Below are 19,558 nucleotides of genomic sequence, written 5' to 3'. Positions count from 1 at the left end.
CAGCAGGGGGCGACTGTTAACGGACGTCACAACAGATGGCGCTACGGACACGCAGGAGGTCGACGTGGCGTCGCACGACGAGCAAGGGGTCCGCTGGCATGTCTACGACGATACCTTGGGCACGGTGGATGTCCAATGTGGGGTCCACCATCTGGACGCGGACGTGGTATCGGGAGTCGCGCGGGGAGCGGGGGCAGCCACCCGTCGAGACCCCGCCGTCCGGCGGGGTCTCGACGGGTGTGGCGGACGCGGGGGTGCGAATCAGCCCTGGCGGGGCCAGTCGAGCGCCGACTCCCGGGGCTCGTGGACGGGCTGGTGCTGGCAGTCGCACCACGAGCCTCCCCGGCACTCGTCGTGCCGCCGTTCCTTGCAGTCCTCGCAGATCATGGCTCCATTCTGTGCCCTTTCCCGCCGGGACACCGCTCGGCTCCCCCCGGACCTGAGCCGCGATCGACAGGGACTTCACCGGAGCGTCGGGGCGAAACGGGCGCCCCACTCGGGTCGGGGTCCGGATCAGGGGCTTTCCAGGGAGGCGCCGGATGGAGCAGGCGCCCTTTCGCCTGACATGCTCGTAAATATGCGGACACTGTTGAACGTCATTTGGTTGGTCTTCGCGGGGATCTGGCTGGCGATCGGCTACGTACTCGCGGGAATCGTGTGCTGTGTCCTGATCATCACGATCCCGTTCGGCATCGCGTCGTTCCGGATCGCCGCCTACGCGCTGTGGCCCTTCGGCAGGACCGTGGTGCGCGACCCCGACGCGGGCGCGCTGTCGACCATCGGCAACGTGATCTGGTTCGTCGTGGCCGGCGTCTGGCTCGCGATCGGGCACCTGCTGACCTCGATCCCGCTCTTCCTGTCGATCATCGGCATCCCGATGGGCCTGGCCAACCTGAAGCTGATCCCGGTCTCCCTGCTGCCCCTGGGCGCGCGCATCGTCGACGTCGACGACGCCGAGGCGTTCTACCGCAGGTAGGTTTCGCCGCGGATGCCGAGGGCAATGGGTGAGATTCGATCGTTGCCCGCCTGACTCGTGATCAAGAGCGGCTAGGAATACCGTTGTGTGGCATGACGTCCACTGATGCCCCGGCTCATCGGCCCGGGCCCGAGCGGCGCCCCCCGCGCGGGCCCGGGGTGCGGTTACGCGCCGGCGTCGCTTGGTTGCGCAGGGACGTCTGGGGCAGGCTGCGGGCGCTGCTCTCGTGGATCCGCGGCACCGACGTGTGGACCCTGATCGTCGCGACCACGAACGCGGGCGTCACCTACCGCGTCACCGGCCTGGCGGGTGAGGCGGCCTTCTTCGCGCTGCTGTCACTGCCGCCGTTCATGCTCGGCCTGGTCGGCATGCTCGGTCAGCTGACCCGGGTGTTCGGCCCCGAGACGGTCAAGAACGTCAGCGACTGGATCGACGAGCAGGCCCACCTGCTGTTCACCGACAACGCCGTGGACACCGTCGTCACCCCCCTCATCGAGGACGTGCTGAAACCCGAGAACCAGGTCTCGCTGATCTCCCTGGGCTTCCTGCTCGCGCTCTGGTCGGGCTCGCGGGCGCTGTTCGTCTACGTCGACCTGATCTCGGTCGCCTACGGTCTCGGCGAGGAGCGCGGCATCATCCGCACCCGCCTGATGTCCTTCGGGTTCTACCTGGCGGGTCTGCTGATCGGCCTCGTGGTGATGCCGGTGCTCGTCCTCGGCCCGGCCGCGCTGCGCGGAGCCCTGCCGGCCGACTACACCGTGCTGGTCGACATCCTCTACTGGCCGGTGGTGGTCATCGGCTCGGTGATCTTCCTCACCCTGCTCTACCACGTGAGCGTGCCCGTACGCACGCGCTGGTGGCGCGAGCTTCCGGGGGCGATGCTCGCGCTCGTCATCTGGATCGCCTGCGCCGCCGTGCTGCGCGCGGTCCTCGCCGCCTGGTTCTCGCCCGTCTCCATCTACGGCTCGCTCGCCGCCCCCATCGCCGTGCTGCTGTGGCTCTACATCACCGCGCTGGCCGTGCTCATCGGCGCCACGCTCAACGCCGAGGTCGACCGGCTCTGGCCTGTCGATGGCGCAGGTCGCGCCGGGCGCGTGGCTTAGTACTCCAGCGGCACTTTGCGATCTTGGACGGTGAGGTGGCATGAAGACGGCCACCACGTGATCACTCGGAGTTTGTGAAGACACCCGAAGATCGCGTGATGGCCGTGGCCGATACCGTGGATCCTGACGGCTGGATGGTCACCTTCAACGACCTGATGAGCCGCATCGCCGCCGAACCCGCCCTGGCGGTCGAGATGATCGCCGATGCGCCGGACGCCGGGCTGAGCGCGCGGTGGGTGAGCGGGGATGAGGTCTACGGCCAAGACCCGCGCCTGCGCACCCTTGGACGGCCTGGTATCGGCACATCACCCTGGCCTTCTCGTCCGCGATCACCGCCACCCAGCACCCCTGCGACGAGGAGTACATCGCGCTGACCAGCGCGATTGGTTTTGGCGCGTATGCGCCATTCCTGCCTGTCCAGTCTGGAACGCGGGTACCGGCGTTGGGCTCCTCAGACGGTCGCGCGCGGGCGCCGCTTGGCGGGAACGCGGACCTGCCTCATGTGCTCAAGCGTGATCGCCGCGAGCCAGAGCCAGGCGAGGGTCGCTGCCGCGTAGAACGCGACTCCTGTCGGGATCAGCACCGCCATGCCCGAGAAGATGAGGGTCGGCAGGGCCGCGCCGGTCGCGATCGACATGGTCTGCCAGACGCGCTTCCGCTCGCGGCCGTAGGCGTACCCGAACACGAACGTCGCGGCGATCAGGGCGCTGAACGCGAGGTTGAAGGCGATGGCGTGCACGATCGCCGTGGTCGTCATCACCGGTTCCAGGTCATGCGGAGTGCCCTGCGGGAATCCGAGGCCGGCCGGCGCGGGGAAGAAGCCGGCCAAGATGAGGCCGGCGCCGAAGAGTGCGATGAGGGTGGGGCCGGCGGGTCGGCCGGCGCGTTCTCTGGCCAGACCCATCGCCAGAACGACGACCAGGATCCCGGTGATGACGAAGTTGGCCGCCATCACCCAGCCTCGGTCGCCGAGGCTGAGCATGCTAATCGCGTGGCGAGTCAGATCGAATGCCGGCCGAGTGAACGCTTCGACCGTCGATACGGAGATGAACAGGGCGGTCGCAAGGAGTCCAGGGACCAGGGCGAATCGGGAGCGGGGCATTGATCGATTCCTTCGGGTGGCGTTGGCTGGCATGGAAGCAGCCGATAGTTTATTTTGTCAATCAGAAAATTATCGTCTAGACAAAACTAGGCATTGGCGAACAGACTGTGCGCCATGCATGCAGTGGAGGTGATCGACGACCGGGCAAGGGCTCAGGTCATGCTCGTGCCGATACGGGCTCGGCTGCTGGCCGAGCTCGCGTCCCCCGCGTCGGCGAGCATGCTCGCCGAGCGGGTCGGCCTTCCTCGCCAGAAGGTGAACTACCACCTGCGGACGCTTGAGAGCCGCGGCCTGGCGGAGCTGGTGGAGGAGCGCCGCAAGGGCAACATGGTCGAGAGGCTCTATCAGGCTTCGGCTCTCAGTTACGTGATCACGCCAGACGTGCTCCGCGAGCTCACCCCCGACCCGCGACGCTCACCAGACCAGCAGTCGGCGAGCTGGCTTCTCGCCGTCGTGGTGCGCCTCGTTCGCGACATCGGGCAGCTCATCGGCGGCGCCACCCGCGCCAACACGCAGGTGGCCACGTTCGCGATCGACGGCGAGGTCGTCTTCGCCTCCGCCCGGGAGCGAGCCTCGTTCGTCGACGAACTCGCCCGGATGACGGCGACCCTGGTGAGCAAGTACCACGACGAACACGCCCCCACCGGCCGCCGCCATCGCCTGGTCGTCGCACTTCACCCGCAAGTCAAGCCGGTCGCCGCAGTCAACGCTGCGCGCCCGAACACGGAGATCGAATCATGAGCAAGGACTTCCGAATAGAGCACGAAGGTGCCCTGTCAGCTACGCCGCAGGATGTCTGGGACGCGGTGACGCGAGACTCGGATGCCTGGTCGATGCCGTTCGACATGACCGACACCACGGCACTCGTATGGGAGCCGCCGCGCCGGAGCGTGCTACGCATGGAGATCGGCGACTGGTTCAACCAGATCGAGTTCGACATCGAGCAGACCCAGACCGGCTCCTACATCCGGTACGTGCACAGCGGCATCTTCACCGATGACTGGGAAAACCAGTACGACGGGGCGCGCCGCCACACCGAGTTGTACATGCACACGCTCGTGCAGTACCTTACGCACTTCCCCGGCCGGCGCTTCCGGCACTTCGAAGTCCTGGCGCCGGAGTCGTCGATCACGACCGACGCGCTCGACAAGGTCCGCGCCGCCTGGGGCATCCATCCGAGCACACCCGCGGGCTCCAAGCTCACCCTGCCGGTGCCGGGCGCCGACGCCAAGCAGGGAGTGCTGGATTTCCACAACGACACCTTCATCGGCGTACGCACCGAGGACACGCTCTTGCGGGTCTTCGGCCGCAACCACTTCGGTGCGCCGGTCGCGATCGGTGCGTACGAGTACGGCGATCAGGCGCGCCCGGAGCAGGAGGCGTCGGACGCTTGGGCCGGCTGGCTGCGGAACCTCTACGGGACGGTGGCGGCGCGATGACGACCGAGTCCCAGGCGGCCAGCGAGAGGAAGCCCACGAAGAAGGCGTGGGCCGGCCTCTTCGTCCTCGCGCTGCCCGCACTGCTACTGTCGATCGACGTAAGCGTGCTCTATCTCGGCCTGCCGACGCTGACCCGCGAACTCGGCGCGACCGCGACCCACCAACTGTGGATCCTGGACATCTACTCGTTCATGCTCGCCGGGTTCCTCATCACGATGGGCTCGCTCGGCGATCGGATCGGCCGCCGCAAACTCATGCTCATCGGCGCCGCGGCATTCGGCGTCGCCTCCACGATCGCCGCGTTCTCGACCAGCCCGGAGATGCTCATCGCAGCCCGGGCGCTCATGGGGATCGCGGGTGCGACGCTGATGCCGACGACGCTGGCCACCATCCGCACGATCTTCGCTGACACCGGCGCGATGCCGATGGCGCTCGGCGTCTGGTTCGGCTGCTTCATGATCGGCATGCTCGTCGGACCGATCATCGGCGGCACCCTGATCGACACCTTCGGCTGGGGCTCGGTCTTCCTCATCGGTGTGCCGGTGATGCTGCTTCTGCTCGCGGTGGGACCAGGGCTCCTCCCGGAATCCAAGGACAACGGCCACGGCATGATCGACCTGCCGAGCGTCACCCTCTCCCTGCTCGCCATCCTGTCGATGGCTTGGGGAATCAAGGAGCTTGCCCGGACCGGCTGGACGCTCTTTCCCTGCCTCTCCGTCATCACGGGCCTGGTGGTCGGATACACCTTCCTTCGGCGTCAGCGCCATCTCTCGCAACCTCTGGTCGACCTTGGCCTGTTCAAGAACGCGGCGTTCAGCGGTGCGCTGGCACTGACGGGCCTCGGGGGCGTCGTCATGTCCGGCACCTCGCTGGTGTCCGCGGTCTACCTCCAGTCGGTGGCGAAGCTGTCGCCCTTCGAGGCCGGCCTGTGGCTCATCCCCCAGAACATCACCATGATCCTCGGCTTCGTCACGGCACCGGTCCTGGCCAAGAAGTTGCAGCCCGCGACGGTGATGGCAGCCGGTTTGATCGTGGGCGCGATCGGTTTCACGCTGCTTACCCAGGCCCAGGTCGGGCAGTTCACTCCGCTGGTCATCGGGATGTCGTTGGCTTCGTTCGGTGTGGCCGCGCCCATGTCGCTCGGCGCCAACGCGCTGATGACCGCCGCCCCGGAGGAGAAGGCCGGCTCCGCGGCGTCGATCTCCGAGACCAGCGGTGAGCTGGGCGTGGCGCTCGGTGTGGCGACGCTCGGCAGTGTCGCCACGTTGGCGTACCGAGCCCACCTCTCGCCCGTGCTCACCCCCGATCAGCCGCAGAGCGCGCTGGCAGGGCTCGAGAGCGCCCTCGCCGCAGCCGCCGCACTCCCCGAAGCGGCTGGTCGCCCGCTCGCGGAAGCCGCCTATGAAGCCTTCGCCCATGCCGTGCACATCGTCGGCGGAACCGCCGCAGGCGTGTTCCTCGGCCTTGCCGTCCTGGCGTACCTCACGCTGCGAAACCAGGCAGCCGATCCAGGTGAGCAGGTTGGCGAGGTGTACGCGCGATGACGGGGCCGCGTACGTCCATCGATCAGCGGAACATGAGCGGGATGACCTAGGGTGATGGGCCGTGCCGGCACGTTGGTCACGGCCCATCGGATCATCGCCTCGCTGATCGGCGGCTGACGCTCATAATCACGGGCCAGCCGCCGATACGTCATCAGCCAGGACAGCGCCATCTCCACCACCCACCTAGTCCGCTATCGTCTAAGCCGCGACTGGCGCATAAGGTGGGAGAGACCACCGGGGAGCGAAAGGGCGAGGAGGCCGAGCGCCTGGGTCTTCGCGCGATGTCGACGACGACAGGGGAGTGAAGGCGCATGAGTGCTCTTTCCAGCGTGGATCCGCAGATCGCCGAACTCATCAAGGCCGAGGAGCGGCGGCAAACCGACACCGTCAAGCTGATCGCCTCGGAGAACTACGTCTCCAAGGCCGTCCTCGAGGCCACCGGCAGCGTCCTGACCAACAAGTACTCCGAGGGCTACGCCGGCAAGCGTTACTACGAGGGCCAGCAGGTCATCGACCAGATCGAGACCCTTGCCATCGACAGGGCCAAGGCCCTGTTCGGCGTGAACCACGCCAACGTGCAGCCCTACTCGGGCTCACCCGCCAACCTCGCCATCTACCTGGCCTTCCTGAAGCCGGGCGAGACCGTGATGGGCATGGGCCTGCCGTTCGGCGGCCATCTGACCCACGGCTGGTCGGTCTCGGCCACCGGCAAGTGGTTCAACCCGGTCCGCTACGGCGTGCGGCAGGACACCGGCCGCGTCGACATGGACGAGGTGCGCGAGATCGCCCTGCGCGAACGGCCCAAGCTGATCTTCTGCGGTGGCACCGCGGTGCCGCGCACGATCGACTTCCCGGCCTTCGCCGAGATCGCCCGCGAGGTCGGGGCGGTGCTCGCCGCCGACATCGCGCACATCGCGGGCCTGGTGGCCGGTGGCGCACACCCGTCGCCCGTGGGCCACGCGGACGTCATCTCCACCACCACCCACAAGACCCTGCGCGGTCCCCGGGGCGCCATGCTCATGGCCACCTCCGACGAGCACGCCACCGCACTCAACAAGGCCGTCTTCCCCGGCCTGCAGGGCGGCCCGCACAACCACACCACCGCGGCCATCGCGGTGGCGCTCAAGGAGGCGTCGACCGACGAGTTCAGGGACTACGCCCGCCAGGTGGTCCTGAACGCGCGGGCGCTGGCCGAGGAACTCCTGGCCCGGGGCTTCGACCTGGTCTCCGGCGGCACCGACAACCACCTCATCCTGTTCGACCTCACCCCCAAGGGCATCGGCGGCAAGCCCGCCGCCCAGGCCCTCGACAAGGCCGGGCTGGAGACCAACTACAACAGCGTGCCCTTCGACACGCGCAAGCCGTTCGACCCCTCGGGCATCCGCATCGGCACCGCGGGCGTGACCAGCCGGGGCATGGGCGTCGCCGAGATGCGGCAGATCGGCGCCTGGATCGACCAGGTCGTCACCGCCCTGGCCAAGGACGAGGACGAGGCCAAGCACGTCATCACCCGGGTCCACGGAGAGGTCAGGGAGCTCACCTCCCACTTCCCCGCCCCCGGTCTGTGACCGTACCCCCGCAGGGCGGGCCGCCATCGGGGTGATCTCCACCCCGATGGCGATCATCGGTACCGCCCTTGGGGGGATCTTTGCCGGTTCGCGCCGCGCCGGGCGGCGCCCCGGCTGCGGGCCGGTTGAAACCCCCCGGGCTCAGCCCGGGGGAGGCGGTAAATGTGTTTGCGCCGGACGGGAGGCGGTGCGCTAGGGTTCTCCCGGAGAAGCCGTTCGAGAAACGCGCGGCCACGAGGCGACAGGAGGTGGGAAGCATGCGGGTTGTTCTGGTGAGCCTGCCGTCCATCAACCTCCGGGTGCCCGCCTAGCCGATTCGCGACGAGGCACCCGGCCTTCCACAAGGGTGCTTACGTTGTCTTCGCCAATCATCTCTTCTTCATCCGTTCTCACCTCGCTCGGCTGGAACGACTCTCTCGCCGCCGAGCTTCCCGCAGGCCTGACCCCCGCCCGGGTGTCCCGCGTCGATCGCGGTGCCGCCGAGGTGCTGACGGCCTCCGGTCATCTCCGGGCCCACTACGGCGCCAGGGTGCGGCGCGACGCCGCCGCCGATCCCGTGGCCCTGCCCTGCGTCGGTGACTGGGCCGGGCTCCGCCGCCTGGCCGAGGGCCGTTTCGAGCTGGAGGCGCTTCTGCCCCGGCGCACCGCGTTCGTGCGCGGCGGCGTCGCCAGGGTCTCCAGGGGCGGGCTCTCCGGCGACTCCCAGGGCCAGGTGCTCGCCGCCAACGTCGACGTCGTCTTCGTCGCGGAACCCGCCCTGCACGCCACCGACACCGCCGACCTGGGCAGGATCGAGCGGCTGCTCGCGCTCGCCTGGGAGAGCGGGGGGCGCCCCGTGGTGCTCGTCACCAAGTCCGACCTGATCGGCGAGGGCCTCGGCTTCCTGATGGACGAGGTCGCCTCGGCGGCGCCGGGTGTGGACGTGCACCCGGTCTGCTCCGTCACGGGCGAGGGCGTCGACATCGTCCGCGGCTACCTTGAGGGCACGCGCACCGCAGTGGTGCTGGGCGCCTCGGGGGCGGGCAAGTCGACGCTCGTCAACGCCCTGGCGGGGGAGGGGGTGATGGAGACCCAGCAGGTCAGGGCCGGCGACGGCCGGGGCCGTCACACCACCGTGCACCGCGAGCTCATCCCGCTCGCGGGAGGCGGGCTCATCATCGACACACCGGGTATCCGCCGCATCGGCCTGTACGACATGGGCGAGGGCGTGGACATGGTCTTCTCGGACCTGGAGGAGCTCGCCGCCCGGTGCAGGTTCGGCGACTGCCACCACGACAGCGAGCCGGGCTGCGCCGTGATCGCCGCGATCGAGGACGGCACGCTTCCCGAGCGGCGGCTGGAAAGCTGGAACAAGCTTCAGCGGGAGGCCGCGTGGATGGCGTCCAGGACTGACGCGCGGCTCCGCAAGGAGCTTCAGGGCAAATGGAAGAGCATCACCAAGGAGATGCGGAAGGCGGGCCGCAACAGGCCCTGAAACGCGAAAAGGGCCCTGACGGGAACCGATGGGCCCTGATGGGAACCGAAAGCGCGGGGGAAACCCGCCGTGCGGTCGCCCGTTCCGGGGGGCCGCACGCGCGGGGCCCGACGCGACAACGTGTGATCTCGCAGGGGGTTCGCGAGATCACACGTGCGGGGGAAGCCGGGTGGAGGTACTGCTCAGGCGACGGCACTGATGCCGGCGCTGGCGGCGCGGCGCATACGACGGCGACGCTCGGAGGCGCGCTCGTCCTCGTTCAGACCGCCCCAGGTGCCGTACTTCTCCGGACGGGAGAGCGCGTAGTCCAGGCACTCGGCGCGAACAGGGCACTGGGCACAGATCGCCTTGGCCTTACGCTCGCGGATGTCACGCTCGGGCTGACGCTCGCCGTCGGGACCGAAGAAGAGCACGAGGTCCTCGCCCCGGCACGCGGCGTCATCCTGCCAGCCCCAGCTGGGCCGAGGCCGGGCGGTCTGCCGACGTACCTGAGACATGAGAAAACCACCTTATAGTGAGAGGGTATTTCTGGTTGATGCCGCATTGGACGCTTGTGACGTCCCTGAGGACAACGCCTGGATTGGCCGTGATGTTCCCTCAGGTCAGGTCAGCGCGGACGTGGCGTACCGCACAGGGGCTACCCTGTCCAGCGTGACCAGCCGGTAGGTAGTGATCGTATCGGCGCAAGCCGTACCGCATGGCGTTGTCAGCGTCATGGGTTCAACCACTACCCGAAAACGGGTGCCATTACCGCGCACAAATGCCTCGGTGACGGCGCCGTCCAACCTGGAGGATTCCACGGCCACTCCGCCAACCGAGAGATCACCCGTATGAACGCGGATGAAATGCTCAGCGGCCTGCAGTGGCTCAGGGATGCCTGCGCGTCCCCGGAAACGGTCGAGGATGACCTCGCCGGACCGGTACGCGTTGGCTGCCGCGATCGCAGCAGCCTGAGACATGCTGCCGTAGTAAAGCCCGTGTGGCAAGCACACGAGGTTGGCGGCGTATCGATCGCCGCCAACATGTGATGTTTCCCATACTGTGTCCGGCAATGTTTTTGCCAAGGACCGAGCGAGGGGTAGTCCAATGCGGGCGCAGCACGCGTTGCGCTTGGCATGCGTGCAGACCAGAAAAACCGGCTCACTCACAAGTATGCAGGACTCCGGGACCACTCCGGCCACCACGCTGTCAAGGTTAAGATCGTCCGGACCTGCGATGACGCCTTCGGCGATCCATGGTTCGGCCGACCCGGAGTCGGCGACCATGACGTGAATGCCGGTTTCCGCGAGGTTTCTGCGCCCCGGGCGGCGGATCAGCTGGGGGCGGATGCCGAGCCGCGTGGCCCGTTTGATAAGAGTGTGAACTTCCTTGGGAAGGTCGCAGTCTTCCAGGTGGGAGGCCCAGGGGCCGGGGTGCTCGATGAGCAGCCAGAAGCGGGCTCCGACGGTCGCGCTGGCGTGGACCGGCAGCTCACCGGTATGACAGCCCGGAGGGTGGATGCACCCCTTGACGGCTCTGTCCGCCCTGCCCACGACACTCCCCGTGCTCACGATCTCTCCTCGCTCTGACTTAGGTAAGACTAACCTAATGGTGAGAGAAGGGTGGCGAGGAACGAAACGATCACGGGTGGGTGAAGGCGACACGCCGGTGGCCTTTCCGGCTCCGGCGGGCAGGCGTCAGTAGGCCAGTGCGGCACGCGCCAGGGGGAGGGCCGCGTCGCGGTCCCGCAGGACGAGGCCGACCCTGGTCCGCCGGTCCAGGAGGTCGTCCACGTCCAGGGCGCCCTCGTGCCTGACGCCCCAGACGAGCTCGGCCCCGGTGACCCCGGTCGGCCCGGGCTCGGCCAGCCAGGGGTCCTCCGCCATCAGGGAGCGTACGGCGGACGCCTCGCTCCCGTACCGCTCAAGCAGCCGGTCCGCCTCCCGGCCCTCGCGCTCGTCGCCGTTCGCGTCCTTGTGAGGGCGTGCGCCGCCGGCCCCGACGAGGGGAAGATCCGCCGTGCGGCTCGGTCCCGCGTCGAGCCGGCCCAGTGACACGGCCCGGTCGACCGCGTCCTCGGCCATCCGCCGGTAGGTGGTGAGCTTGCCGCCCACGATCGTCACCAGCCCGTCCGGCGTGCTCAGCAGCGTGTGCCTCCTGGACAGGTCGGCGCTGCGCCCGCCGCCGGCGCCTGCGAGCAGTGGCCGCAGCCCCGCGTAGGTCCCGGCGACGTCCTCGCGCCGGATCGGCTCCTCCAGCACGGAGTTCAGGATGGACAGCAGGAAGGTCACGTCCTCCTCCGGTGCCTGCGGCACGTCGGGGACGGGGCCGTCCACCGCCTCGTCGGTGAGCCCGACGTAGACCCGCCCGTCGGGCTGGGGAAGGACGAGGACGAAACGGTTGCTCTCCCCGGGAACCGGCACGTGCAGCCCCGCGGCCAGGCCGGGCAGCGTCTCCGGTCGCAGCACCAGGTGGGTGCCGCGCGAAGGGCTCAGCCGGATGCCCGGGTGCAGTCCGGCGGCCCAGACGCCGGTGGCGTTGACCACCGTCCTGGCCCGGATGGTGAAGATGTCCCCGTCGAGTTCGTCACGGACCAGCGCGCCGTCGCCCGACAGCTCCAGCGCACGGCAGCGCGTCAGTATCCTCGCCCCGTGGGCCGCGGCCGTCCTGGCCACAGCGATCACCAGGCGGGCGTCGTCGGTCAGGCGCCCGTCCCATGACAGCAGGGCGCCGCGCAGCCCGCGCGAGTCCAGCGGCGAGGCGAGGGCGAGAGCCTGCGCGGCGGAGATCCGTGAGGGGCCGGGCAGGAGGTGGCGGGGCGTGCGTGCCGCGACCCGCAGCCCCTCGCCGAGGCGGTATCCGGTCATCAGCAGCGCCGCCTGGCGGCGGGAGACCTCGGGGGCGAGCGGCAGCAGGTAGGGATGGGCGCTGACCAGGTGCGGCGCGGTGCGCCCGAGTAGGTGCCCGCGCTCCACCGCGCTCTCGTACGCCACCCCGACCTGTCCTTTGGCCAGGTAGCGGAGCCCGCCGTGGATCATCTTGGAACTCCACCTGGAGGTCCCGAAGGCGATGTCGTGGGCGTCGATCGCGGCGACGGAGAGGCCTCGGGAGGCCGCGTCGAGCGCCGCCCCGGCGCCGGTCGCGCCCAGCCCAACCACCAGTACGTCCACCACGAGGTCGCGTACCTCGGTCAGCTCGCGTGCGCGGCGGGTGGCGTTGAGAGAGGAGTTCACGGTCGCAGGTACCTTTCCAGGAGCGTGGCGAGCTCGGCGTCCAGATCGTCCAGGCTGACCGGACCGACCGTGCCGTCCGGGGTGTCGGGACCGGCAGGGTCGAGCATGGTCGGGCCGGAGAGAAGGAACGACTGGGCGGTGAGCAACACGGCCCTGGCCATCCTCGCCGGGTCACCGTGCCGCACGGTGTCCCCCTCCTGGCCTCGGACGATCGCCGCCTCGACGAGCGCGAGCATGGCCTCGTGGCTCGCCCCCCTGCGGTCCAGCAGGTAGGGCAGGAGCAGCTCCGGGTCCACCTCGACGATCTTTCGCCAGAGCGGGTGGTCGCGCAGCGCCCGTACCGCCGCCACCGCGGAGGTGACAGGGTCTCCGGTCGCGAACCGGTCCGCGACGCGCACCCACTCGTGGGTCATCAGGTCGGCGACGAGGGCACGCATGTCGGGCCAGCGGCGGTAGATCGTCATGCGGGACAGCCCGGCCCTGCGTGCCACGTCGGTGAGCGTGGCGCGTCGCACCCCTACCGCGAGGACCACCTCGCGGGCGGCGTCCAGCACCTGGCCACCGCTCTCCGCGTCCGCATTGTGACGAATAGACGTCATATGTCACAGTGTAAGCGTGGAAAATCAGACGAGTGCCACCGAGCCCATGCTCTGGTCCGGCTGGGGGGACCCCGGCAAGGCCGCCGACCTGCCGGAACCGGTGAGAAAACTGCTCCACGACGTGCTGGGCGTGAGTCCGCGTCCAGAGCGGGCCGCCGAGTTCGGCGAGGTGCGGTTGCCCGCCGTGACCCTCTCGCCGCCCGTGCACGCGGAACTGTGCGGCGTCGTCGGCGCCGATCACGTGCGCTCCGACGACGAGGCCCGCGTCCGGCACACCCGTGGCAAGTCCACCCCCGACCTGATGCGCATGCGCGCCGGAGACGGTTCCGACGCGCCCGACGCGGTGGTGCTGCCCGGTTCGCACCGCGAGGTGCTGGAGGTGCTGGCCGTCTGCGCCGCCCGCCGGATCGCCGTGGTCCCCTTCGGGGGCGGAACCTCCGTGGTCGGCGGCCTGGTCGCGAGCAGACAGGGCTTCGCCGGTGTCGTCGCGCTGGACCTGGCCCGTCTGGACCGGCTGATCGCCGTCGACGCCGAGTCGATGGTCGCGGAGATGGAGCCAGGGCTCCGGGCCCCGAGGGCCGAGCGGCTTCTGGCCGGGCACGGGTTCACCCTAGGTCACTTTCCGCAGTCGTTCGAGTACGCCACGCTGGGAGGTTTCGCCGCCGCCCGTTCCAGCGGGCAGGCCTCGGCCGGGTACGGGCGCTTCGACGACATGGTGGTCGGCATGACCGTGGCCACTCCGCGCGGGACCCTTGAGCTGGGCCGGGCGCCCAAGTCGGCGGCCGGGCCCGACCTGCGCCAGGTGATCCTCGGCTCGGAGGGGGCCTTCGGCGTGATCACCTCCCTGAGACTCCGCGTCCGGCCCGCGCCCGAGGAACGGGTCTACGAGGGGTGGCGGTTCGCGTCGTTCGCGGAGGGATCGGCCGCGCTGCGACACCTCGTCCAGCAGGGCGTCGTGCCCACCGTGCTGCGCCTGTCCGACGAGACCGAGACGATGGTGGGCCTGGCGCGCCCCGGCGAGATAGGCGCCTCGCCGACCGGCGCGGGTTGTCTGGCGATCGCCGGATACGAGGGCTTCTCCGAGGTGCCCGCCCTGCGCGAGCGGGTCGCCGCCGTGCTGTCCGGGCTCGGAGGCGTCCCCCTCGGCACGGATCCGGGGGAGTCATGGGTTCACGGACGCTACTCGGCGCCCTATCTGCGCGACTCGCTGCTCGCCGCCGGCGCGACCGTCGAGACCCTGGAGACGGCCGGGTTCTGGTCCAACCTGCCCCGCCTCTACGACGCCGTACGGCTCTCGCTGCACGCCTCGCTCGGCTCGCCGCTGGTCATGTGCCACATCTCCCACGTGTACGGCACCGGCGCCTCCCTGTACTTCACGGTCGTCACGGCGCAGGGCGACGACCCCGTCGGGCAGTGGGAGGAGGCCAAGCGGTCGGTCAACGAGGCGATTGTCGCGGCCGGGGGCACCGTCTCGCACCACCACGGCGTCGGCCGCGACCACCGGGAGGCCTACGCGACCGAGATCGGCGACCTGGGCGTGGAGATCCTGCGCGGGATCAAGGGCAGGCTCGACCCCGAGGGCATCCTCAACCCCGGTGTTCTCGTCCCGCCGGGTGGATAACGGGCGCAGAGGGTAACAGAGGGGCACGGAAGGGCAGGGCAGGCTCCGATCCGGCCCGCACGTTCGATGGCGCTCCGCCGCGCAGGCCGCGACCCGGACCTACCCCGACGGCCCCCGACGGCCCCCGACGGCTTCGAGATCGGCCGCCTTTCCCGAGAGGTATGCGGCTCTTTAAGATCATTGCCAAGATATGGGCCATGGTTGACATAAGACAGGCGGCGGAGCGCGGGCGTGAGGTCTCCTCCCGGGTGTCGAAGGAGGGGGCGGGCTGGTCCTGCGCCGAGACGGGCACCTTCAAGGACCTGCTGCCCAGTAAGGAGACCTTCTCCTGGCTGAACCCGCGCACCATCTGGCGGTCACGGAACGAGGTCCTCGCGATCCTGTTCGGAGACCCCTCGGGGCAGGTGAGGGCGCGCTGGGTGGGCTCGCAGCGGGACCGGGGCGTCGACCCCTCCTTCCGCATCCCGATGGACGTCGGCCCCGAGTTCTCCTTCCTCGTCCTCGGCGACACAGGGGAGGGCGACGCCTCGCAGTACGCCGTGGTGCCGGGCATGCTCAAAGTCGGTGAGGGCACCGCGTTCGCGGTCGTCGCCAGCGACGTGATCTACCCCACCGGCTCGGGCAACGAGTACGAGGACAAGTTCTTTCGCCCGTACCAGGACTATCGGGCGCCGATCTACGCGATCCCCGGCAACCACGACTGGTACGACGGACTCGGTGGTTTCATGCGTGTCTTCTGCGAGGCCCCGGCGCTGGAGGCCGAGAACGAGGGGTTCAAGCTGTCGCCCTCGGGGTTGCGCGGCCTGCTCTGGCGCAAGCCGGAGAAGATCGACGAGGCCCGGCTGGCGAGGGCGCGCGAGCTGCGGGCGAAGCCGGAGCAGCGGGCCGTGCAGCCCACCCCCTACTGGGCGATGGAGACCCCGGGGCTGCTCATCGTCGGGGTGGACACCGGTATCCGCGGCGACATCGACTCCGAGCAGGCCGGTTGGCTGCGCGAGGTCTCCCGCGACCCCCGGCCCAAGGTGCTGATCACCGGAAAGCCCATCTACAGCCGTAACGATTACAAACCGTCGAAGCTGGCCGGCGGCGGCACCATCGACGACATCGTCACCGACCCCGCGCACAACTACGTCGCGGCGATAGGCGGCGACGTGCACAACTACCAGCGCTTCCCGGTCAAGGTCGGGGACCGGACCATCCAGTATCTCGTGGCGGGCGGCTCAGGGGCCTTCATGCACGCCACCCACACCATCCCGAGGGTCACCGTGGGCGGTGTGCACGAGGACGACTACCGCTGTTACCCGCTGCGCGGTGACTCGCTCTCGTTCTACAGCGGGCTCTACAGCGACCGGCTGCGCATGCGGTGGCTCTACCTCACGCCCGACGAGAGCGCGGCGCTGATGTCCCGGCGGATCGGCAACACCCCGGTGAGGGACATCCCCGCCGTGCCGATCACCCGGCGGATGCGGTGGGCCGCCAGGATCCTCGGCGGCTGGCCGATGCCGCTGCGGCTGCCGGTGGGCAGGACGTTCCACCGCTACCTGTCGGAGCTGTCCGACTGGGACACCCCGCCGTTCTTCAAGAGCTTCCTGCACGTCTCGGTCACCTCGGAGGCTCTGACGATCCGCTGCTTCGCCGCCACCGGCTGCCTGCGGCAGGAGATCGAACCCCCGGTCGAGGACGAGATCGTCATACCGCTCGTCTGATCGAGAATGTCGTACCGGCGTGGCAGGGTGGGCGTATGCACGTGTCGGTCGCGGCGGTTCCCGGGGGTGGGGGCGTGCTGCGTGTGGACGGCGAGCCCGCCGAGGCCGTCGCCGATCTGGCCTCGGCCGTCCGCGAGCTGGAGGCCCGTGGGCCGCGCTGGATCTGGGCCGACACGCGGGAGGTCTACCCCGCCTTGCTCGCCGCGGGGGTGCGGCTCGCGCGCTGCCACGACCTCGCGCTGACCGAGGGCCTGCTCCTCGCCCACGAGGGGCGGTTCGGCGAGCCGAGGTCTGCCCCCGCGGCCTACGCCCGGCTGCACGGCCTGCCCGTGCCCGACGATCCCCACGGACCCCAGGCGCGGCAGGCCACCCTTTTCGAGGAGGAGGCGCCCCCGCCGGACGCGAACCTGGTCGCCGAGGTCTACGCCGACCAGCTGCGGCGCGTGGAGGCGACCGCCGACCCCGGGCGGTTCCGGCTCCTGGTCGCCGCGGAGTCGGCCGGGGCGCTGGTCGCCGCGGAGATGGCGAGGGAGGGGATGCCCTGGCGTCGGGACGTGCACGACGAGCTGCTGACCGGCCTGCTCGGCCCGCGTCCTGTGCACGGCATGCGACCCGCCAAGCTCCAGGCCCTGGCCGACGAGGTGGCGGCGGCGTTCGGCACGCCGTTCAACCCCGACTCCCCGCAGCAGATCGTGAGGGCGTTCAAGGCGGCGGGCGTGCCCGTCGCCTCCACCAGGGCCCACGACATCAAGCAGGTCGAGCACCCGGGCGTCGCGCCCCTGCTCGCCTACAAGGAGATGGCCAGGTTCTACAGCTTCCACGGCTGGGCCTGGGCCGACCAGTGGGTGCGCGACCACCGCTTCCGGCCCGAATACGTGGTGGGCGGCGTGGTGACGGGCCGGTGGGCGACCAACGGTGGCGGGGCCCTGCAGATCCACAAGCTGATGCGCAAGGTCATCGTGGCCGACGACGGCTGGACGCTCGTCGTCGCCGACGCGGCCCAGCTGGAGCCGCGTGTGCTGGCCGCGATGGCGGGGGACGTCGGCCTCGCGAGGGCAGCCGGGCAGATAGATCTCTATCAGGCACTGGCGCAGGCGTTCGGCGGCGAGCGCGACAACGCCAAGATCGCGATGCTGTCGGCGATGTACGGAGGCACCAGCGGAGACGCGCCCAAACTGCTGGCCGTGATGCGCCGGCGCTTTCCCCGCGCCTACCAGTTCGTGGAGGACGCCGCCAGGGCGGGGGAGGAGGGCAAGGTGGTCCGCTCCTGGCTGGGCCGCACCTCGCCCCCGCCCTCCGCCCGCTGGCGGGAGCTGGTCTCCGGCCCCGAGGGAGGCCGCGCGGCTCGCGACCGCGGCCGGTTCACCCGCAACTTCGTCGTCCAGGCGACCGCGGCCGAGTGGGCTCTCGTGCTGATGGCCGTGCTGCGCGGCCTGCTGCCCGAGCCGGCCAGGCTGGTGTTCTTCCAGCACGACGAGGTGATGGTGCACTGCCCGGCCGAGCAGGCGGAGGAGGTCGTCGCGGCGGTCGGCAAGGCCGCGGAGGAGGCGACCCGGTTGTTGTTCGGATCGACCCCGGTGCGCTTCCCCATGCTGGCCGTCCCGGTCAGGTGTTACGCCGACGCCAAGTGACGCCCGGTGGGACCGGCGTCCCGGACGGTTTTGGACACTTCCGGGCGCCGGTTGAGCGGACCGGGGTGAGGGCCGTCGCGGCTCAGGCGCGGGTGAGGGCGAGCCAGGCGCCGGTGACCGTCACCATGACCGCGACGGCCGCGCCGAGCACGCCGTACGACAGGCCACCGACGATCACGCCGGCGATCACGGTGCCGGCCGCGCCGCAGACGTTCATCAGCAGGTCGGAGAGGCCCTGCACGGGGGTGCGGTGTTCCAGCGGCACGGCCTCGCTGAGCATCGCCGAGCCGGAGATCAGCCCGAACGACCAGCCGAGGCCGAGCAGGAGAAGCCCGATGGCCACCTGCGTGACGTCGTGCGCCCCGGCCCCGCCCGCGAGGACGGCCGCGGCCAGCAGCAACCCCATCCCGGCTACCAGCACCGTTGTCCTGCCCACCCGGTCGGCCAGCCAGCCGACCACGGGCGACAGGACGTACATCCCCGCGATGTGCAGGCTGATCACGATCCCGATGACCGTGTACGTCGAACCGCCGTGGTCGAGGTGGACCGGGGTCATGGACATGATCGAGACCATCGCGGTGTGGCTCACCGCGATCGCGACCAGCGCGCGTGCCGCCACGGGTGTCCCGCGCAGCACCCGCCAGGCGGTGCGGAACGTCCCGGCGCCCTTCCCCGAGGGGGCGGGTCCTGGCGCGGGGGTGTCGGAGTCGGGGGACGCGTCGGAAGATGCGGAGCGGGCCAGGAGCAGGGGGTCGGGACGCAGGGCGACCACGATGATGCCGAGGGCGATCGCGAAGCTCACCAGGGCGACGGCGAACGGGCCGCTGCCCGACGGCATCCCGAGCCCGGTGCTGAACCGCTCGGCCGGTTCCGCCAGGTTCGGCCCGGCGACCGACCCGACGGTGGTGGCCCACACCACCAGCGAGAGGTGCCTGGCCGAGTGCCCCGGCGGGGACAGGTCGGTCGCGGCGTAGCGCGAGGCGAGGTTGCCCGCGCTGGCCGCGCCGAACAGCACCAGCCCGGCGAGCAGCAGCGGCCAGGAGCCCAGGGCGACCGCGAGCAGCGAGACCAGGCAGCCGAGCAGGGCGCAGCCGTAGGCCAGGGTGAGCCCGGCGCGCCTGCCACTCCTCCCGGACGATTTCGCGGTGGGCAGCGCGAGCAGCGCCGCGCCCAGCACGGTCGCGGTGCCGGCCAGCCCGCTGAGCGCCGTGGAGCCGGAGAGCTCCCTCACGGTCACCGAGCTGAAGGTGAGCCCCACGGCGACTCCGATCCCGCCGCTGATCTGGGCGGCGGACAGGACGGTGAGCGTCCGCCGCTGTACGGCGGCGACTCGCGTCTTCCTGCCGGGGGAGGCGCCGGGGGGCGTGGTGTTCGTGGGGTTCGCGGTCACGAGCGAAGTCTGCCATCACTCATGACCGCGCCACGAGACCATTTCGGGAGCGGCATGGTGGACGGCGGGCGGGACCGGGACGGCGGCGGGACGGCGGTGAGGCGGGGGTGAAGGACGGTGGGGCGGGGTTCGGCCGATGAGACCTGTGACGAGACGAAGGAGGACGAACGGCGGGAGGGATCGGTGGTGAGGC

The 19,558-nt window shown here is 70.1% G+C and carries 18 protein-coding genes, 1 pseudogene and 1 riboswitch; of the genes and pseudogenes, 11 read left to right on the top strand and 8 right to left on the bottom strand.

Features of this window, described 5'->3' with window-relative positions:
* Positions 1-261 precede the first annotated feature (261 nt).
* Positions 262-387: a hypothetical protein gene (locus tag ABZ664_RS14905; protein ID WP_350946723.1), complete on the bottom strand. Its 126-nt coding sequence runs from the start codon at positions 385-387 to the stop codon at positions 262-264.
* 190 nt (positions 388-577) lie between these two features.
* Between ABZ664_RS14905 and ABZ664_RS14900 the strand changes: the two genes are divergently transcribed.
* The 3 genes from ABZ664_RS14900 to ABZ664_RS14890 all read left to right on the top strand — a co-directional run bounded on the left by ABZ664_RS14900 (position 578) and on the right by ABZ664_RS14890 (position 2,453).
* Entirely contained in the window at positions 578-976 is a 399-nt protein-coding gene (locus tag ABZ664_RS14900) for a YccF domain-containing protein (RefSeq protein WP_350946724.1), read from the top strand.
* 92 nt (positions 977-1,068) lie between these two features.
* Positions 1,069-2,079: a YihY/virulence factor BrkB family protein gene (locus tag ABZ664_RS14895; RefSeq protein ID WP_362508670.1), complete on the top strand. Its 1,011-nt coding sequence runs from the start codon at positions 1,069-1,071 to the stop codon at positions 2,077-2,079.
* 98 nt (positions 2,080-2,177) lie between these two features.
* A complete protein-coding gene (locus ABZ664_RS14890) occupies positions 2,178-2,453 on the top strand; it encodes a hypothetical protein (RefSeq protein WP_362508667.1) in 276 nt (91 codons plus the stop codon).
* 77 nt (positions 2,454-2,530) lie between these two features.
* Here the strand turns inward: ABZ664_RS14890 and ABZ664_RS14885 are convergent, their stop codons facing one another.
* The gene (locus ABZ664_RS14885; protein WP_362508664.1) at positions 2,531-3,181 is read right to left on the bottom strand and encodes a DUF998 domain-containing protein; all 651 of its coding nucleotides are present in this window, start codon (positions 3,179-3,181) and stop codon (positions 2,531-2,533) included.
* 114 nt (positions 3,182-3,295) lie between these two features.
* On the opposite strand from ABZ664_RS14885, the gene ABZ664_RS14880 reads away from it, so the two are divergent.
* Genes ABZ664_RS14880 through ABZ664_RS14870 form a run of 3 tightly spaced genes read left to right on the top strand, consistent with a single transcriptional unit; the run spans position 3,296 to position 6,164 of the window.
* Positions 3,296-3,922: a helix-turn-helix domain-containing protein gene (locus ABZ664_RS14880; protein ID WP_362508661.1), complete on the top strand. Its 627-nt coding sequence runs from the start codon at positions 3,296-3,298 to the stop codon at positions 3,920-3,922.
* Positions 3,919-4,620 (top strand): hypothetical protein, encoded by a 702-nt coding sequence (locus ABZ664_RS14875; RefSeq protein ID WP_362508658.1) that lies wholly within the window; start codon positions 3,919-3,921, stop codon positions 4,618-4,620. The genes ABZ664_RS14880 and ABZ664_RS14875 overlap by 4 nt, the downstream gene beginning before the upstream one ends.
* On the top strand, positions 4,617-6,164 hold the full coding sequence (locus tag ABZ664_RS14870; RefSeq protein ID WP_362508655.1) for an MFS transporter: 1,548 nt from the start codon (positions 4,617-4,619) through the stop codon (positions 6,162-6,164). The genes ABZ664_RS14875 and ABZ664_RS14870 overlap by 4 nt, the downstream gene beginning before the upstream one ends.
* Before the next feature lie 89 nt (positions 6,165-6,253).
* Here the strand turns inward: ABZ664_RS14870 and ABZ664_RS14865 are convergent.
* A pseudogene (locus ABZ664_RS14865) lies at positions 6,254-6,349 on the bottom strand (IS5/IS1182 family transposase); the annotation flags it as partial.
* Positions 6,350-6,364: 15 nt separating this feature from the next.
* Positions 6,365-6,443: riboswitch (ZMP/ZTP riboswitch) on the top strand.
* 32 nt (positions 6,444-6,475) lie between these two features.
* On the opposite strand from ABZ664_RS14865, the gene glyA reads away from it, so the two are divergent.
* Both glyA and rsgA read left to right on the top strand, forming a co-directional pair.
* Entirely contained in the window at positions 6,476-7,732 is a 1,257-nt protein-coding gene (gene glyA / locus ABZ664_RS14860; RefSeq protein WP_362508652.1) for a serine hydroxymethyltransferase, read from the top strand.
* 355 nt (positions 7,733-8,087) lie between these two features.
* A complete protein-coding gene (gene rsgA, locus ABZ664_RS14855; RefSeq protein ID WP_362508649.1) occupies positions 8,088-9,206 on the top strand; it encodes a ribosome small subunit-dependent GTPase A in 1,119 nt (372 codons plus the stop codon).
* Between the two features lie 182 nt (positions 9,207-9,388).
* Here the strand turns inward: rsgA and ABZ664_RS14850 are convergent, their stop codons facing one another.
* From ABZ664_RS14850 to ABZ664_RS14835, 4 genes are all read right to left on the bottom strand, one after another.
* Entirely contained in the window at positions 9,389-9,703 is a 315-nt protein-coding gene (locus tag ABZ664_RS14850; RefSeq protein WP_012893126.1) for a WhiB family transcriptional regulator, read from the bottom strand.
* Positions 9,704-9,808: 105 nt separating this feature from the next.
* Positions 9,809-10,756: a sucrase ferredoxin gene (locus ABZ664_RS14845; RefSeq protein WP_362508644.1), complete on the bottom strand. Its 948-nt coding sequence runs from the start codon at positions 10,754-10,756 to the stop codon at positions 9,809-9,811.
* Positions 10,757-10,882: 126 nt separating this feature from the next.
* Complete coding sequence (locus ABZ664_RS14840; RefSeq protein WP_362508641.1) at positions 10,883-12,418, bottom strand: glycerol-3-phosphate dehydrogenase/oxidase; 1,536 nt, start codon at positions 12,416-12,418, stop codon at positions 10,883-10,885.
* A complete protein-coding gene (locus tag ABZ664_RS14835) occupies positions 12,415-13,017 on the bottom strand; it encodes a TetR/AcrR family transcriptional regulator (RefSeq protein ID WP_362508638.1) in 603 nt (200 codons plus the stop codon). Before ABZ664_RS14835 ends, ABZ664_RS14840 begins: the two co-directional genes overlap by 4 nt.
* Before the next feature lie 46 nt (positions 13,018-13,063).
* On the opposite strand from ABZ664_RS14835, the gene ABZ664_RS14830 reads away from it, so the two are divergent.
* From ABZ664_RS14830 to ABZ664_RS14820, 3 genes are all read left to right on the top strand, one after another.
* A complete protein-coding gene (locus tag ABZ664_RS14830; RefSeq protein ID WP_362509228.1) occupies positions 13,064-14,638 on the top strand; it encodes an FAD-binding oxidoreductase in 1,575 nt (524 codons plus the stop codon).
* A 197-nt stretch (positions 14,639-14,835) separates the two neighbouring features.
* On the top strand, positions 14,836-16,344 hold the full coding sequence (locus ABZ664_RS14825; RefSeq protein WP_362508635.1) for a metallophosphoesterase: 1,509 nt from the start codon (positions 14,836-14,838) through the stop codon (positions 16,342-16,344).
* A gap of 35 nt (positions 16,345-16,379) precedes the next feature.
* Entirely contained in the window at positions 16,380-17,975 is a 1,596-nt protein-coding gene (locus tag ABZ664_RS14820) for a bifunctional 3'-5' exonuclease/DNA polymerase (protein ID WP_362508632.1), read from the top strand.
* An 82-nt stretch (positions 17,976-18,057) separates the two neighbouring features.
* Here ABZ664_RS14820 and ABZ664_RS14815 read toward each other — a convergent pair whose 3' ends face one another.
* Positions 18,058-19,365 (bottom strand): MFS transporter, encoded by a 1,308-nt coding sequence (locus ABZ664_RS14815; protein ID WP_362508629.1) that lies wholly within the window; start codon positions 19,363-19,365, stop codon positions 18,058-18,060.
* Positions 19,366-19,558 lie beyond the last annotated feature (193 nt).

The sequence above is a fragment of the Streptosporangium sp. NPDC006930 genome (assembly GCF_040635605.1).
Classification (GTDB): Bacteria; Actinomycetota; Actinomycetes; order Streptosporangiales; family Streptosporangiaceae; genus Streptosporangium.
Note: the sequence above shows the minus strand (reverse complement) of the source record. Positions and strands in the feature narration are given on the sequence as shown.

Excerpts from the sequence above, each read along its gene's own strand:
- ABZ664_RS14900 (WP_350946724.1), top strand. The coding sequence starts at position 578 with ATGCGGACACTGTTGAACGTCATTTGGTTGGTCTTCGCGGGGATCTGG.
- ABZ664_RS14895 (WP_362508670.1), top strand. The coding sequence starts at position 1,069 with ATGACGTCCACTGATGCCCCGGCTCATCGGCCCGGGCCCGAGCGGCGC.
- ABZ664_RS14875 (WP_362508658.1), top strand. The coding sequence starts at position 3,919 with ATGAGCAAGGACTTCCGAATAGAGCACGAAGGTGCCCTGTCAGCTACG.
- ABZ664_RS14890 (WP_362508667.1), top strand. The coding sequence starts at position 2,178 with ATGGCCGTGGCCGATACCGTGGATCCTGACGGCTGGATGGTCACCTTC.
- ABZ664_RS14820 (WP_362508632.1), top strand. The coding sequence starts at position 16,380 with ATGCACGTGTCGGTCGCGGCGGTTCCCGGGGGTGGGGGCGTGCTGCGT.
- ABZ664_RS14825 (WP_362508635.1), top strand. The coding sequence starts at position 14,836 with ATGGTTGACATAAGACAGGCGGCGGAGCGCGGGCGTGAGGTCTCCTCC.
- ABZ664_RS14880 (WP_362508661.1), top strand. The coding sequence starts at position 3,296 with ATGCATGCAGTGGAGGTGATCGACGACCGGGCAAGGGCTCAGGTCATG.
- ABZ664_RS14905 (WP_350946723.1), bottom strand. The coding sequence starts at position 387 with ATGATCTGCGAGGACTGCAAGGAACGGCGGCACGACGAGTGCCGGGGA.
- ABZ664_RS14870 (WP_362508655.1), top strand. The coding sequence starts at position 4,617 with ATGACGACCGAGTCCCAGGCGGCCAGCGAGAGGAAGCCCACGAAGAAG.
- ABZ664_RS14830 (WP_362509228.1), top strand. The coding sequence starts at position 13,064 with ATGCTCTGGTCCGGCTGGGGGGACCCCGGCAAGGCCGCCGACCTGCCG.
- ABZ664_RS14850 (WP_012893126.1), bottom strand. The coding sequence starts at position 9,703 with ATGTCTCAGGTACGTCGGCAGACCGCCCGGCCTCGGCCCAGCTGGGGC.
- ABZ664_RS14885 (WP_362508664.1), bottom strand. The coding sequence starts at position 3,181 with ATGCCCCGCTCCCGATTCGCCCTGGTCCCTGGACTCCTTGCGACCGCC.
- ABZ664_RS14835 (WP_362508638.1), bottom strand. The coding sequence starts at position 13,017 with ATGACGTCTATTCGTCACAATGCGGACGCGGAGAGCGGTGGCCAGGTG.
- glyA (WP_362508652.1), top strand. The coding sequence starts at position 6,476 with ATGAGTGCTCTTTCCAGCGTGGATCCGCAGATCGCCGAACTCATCAAG.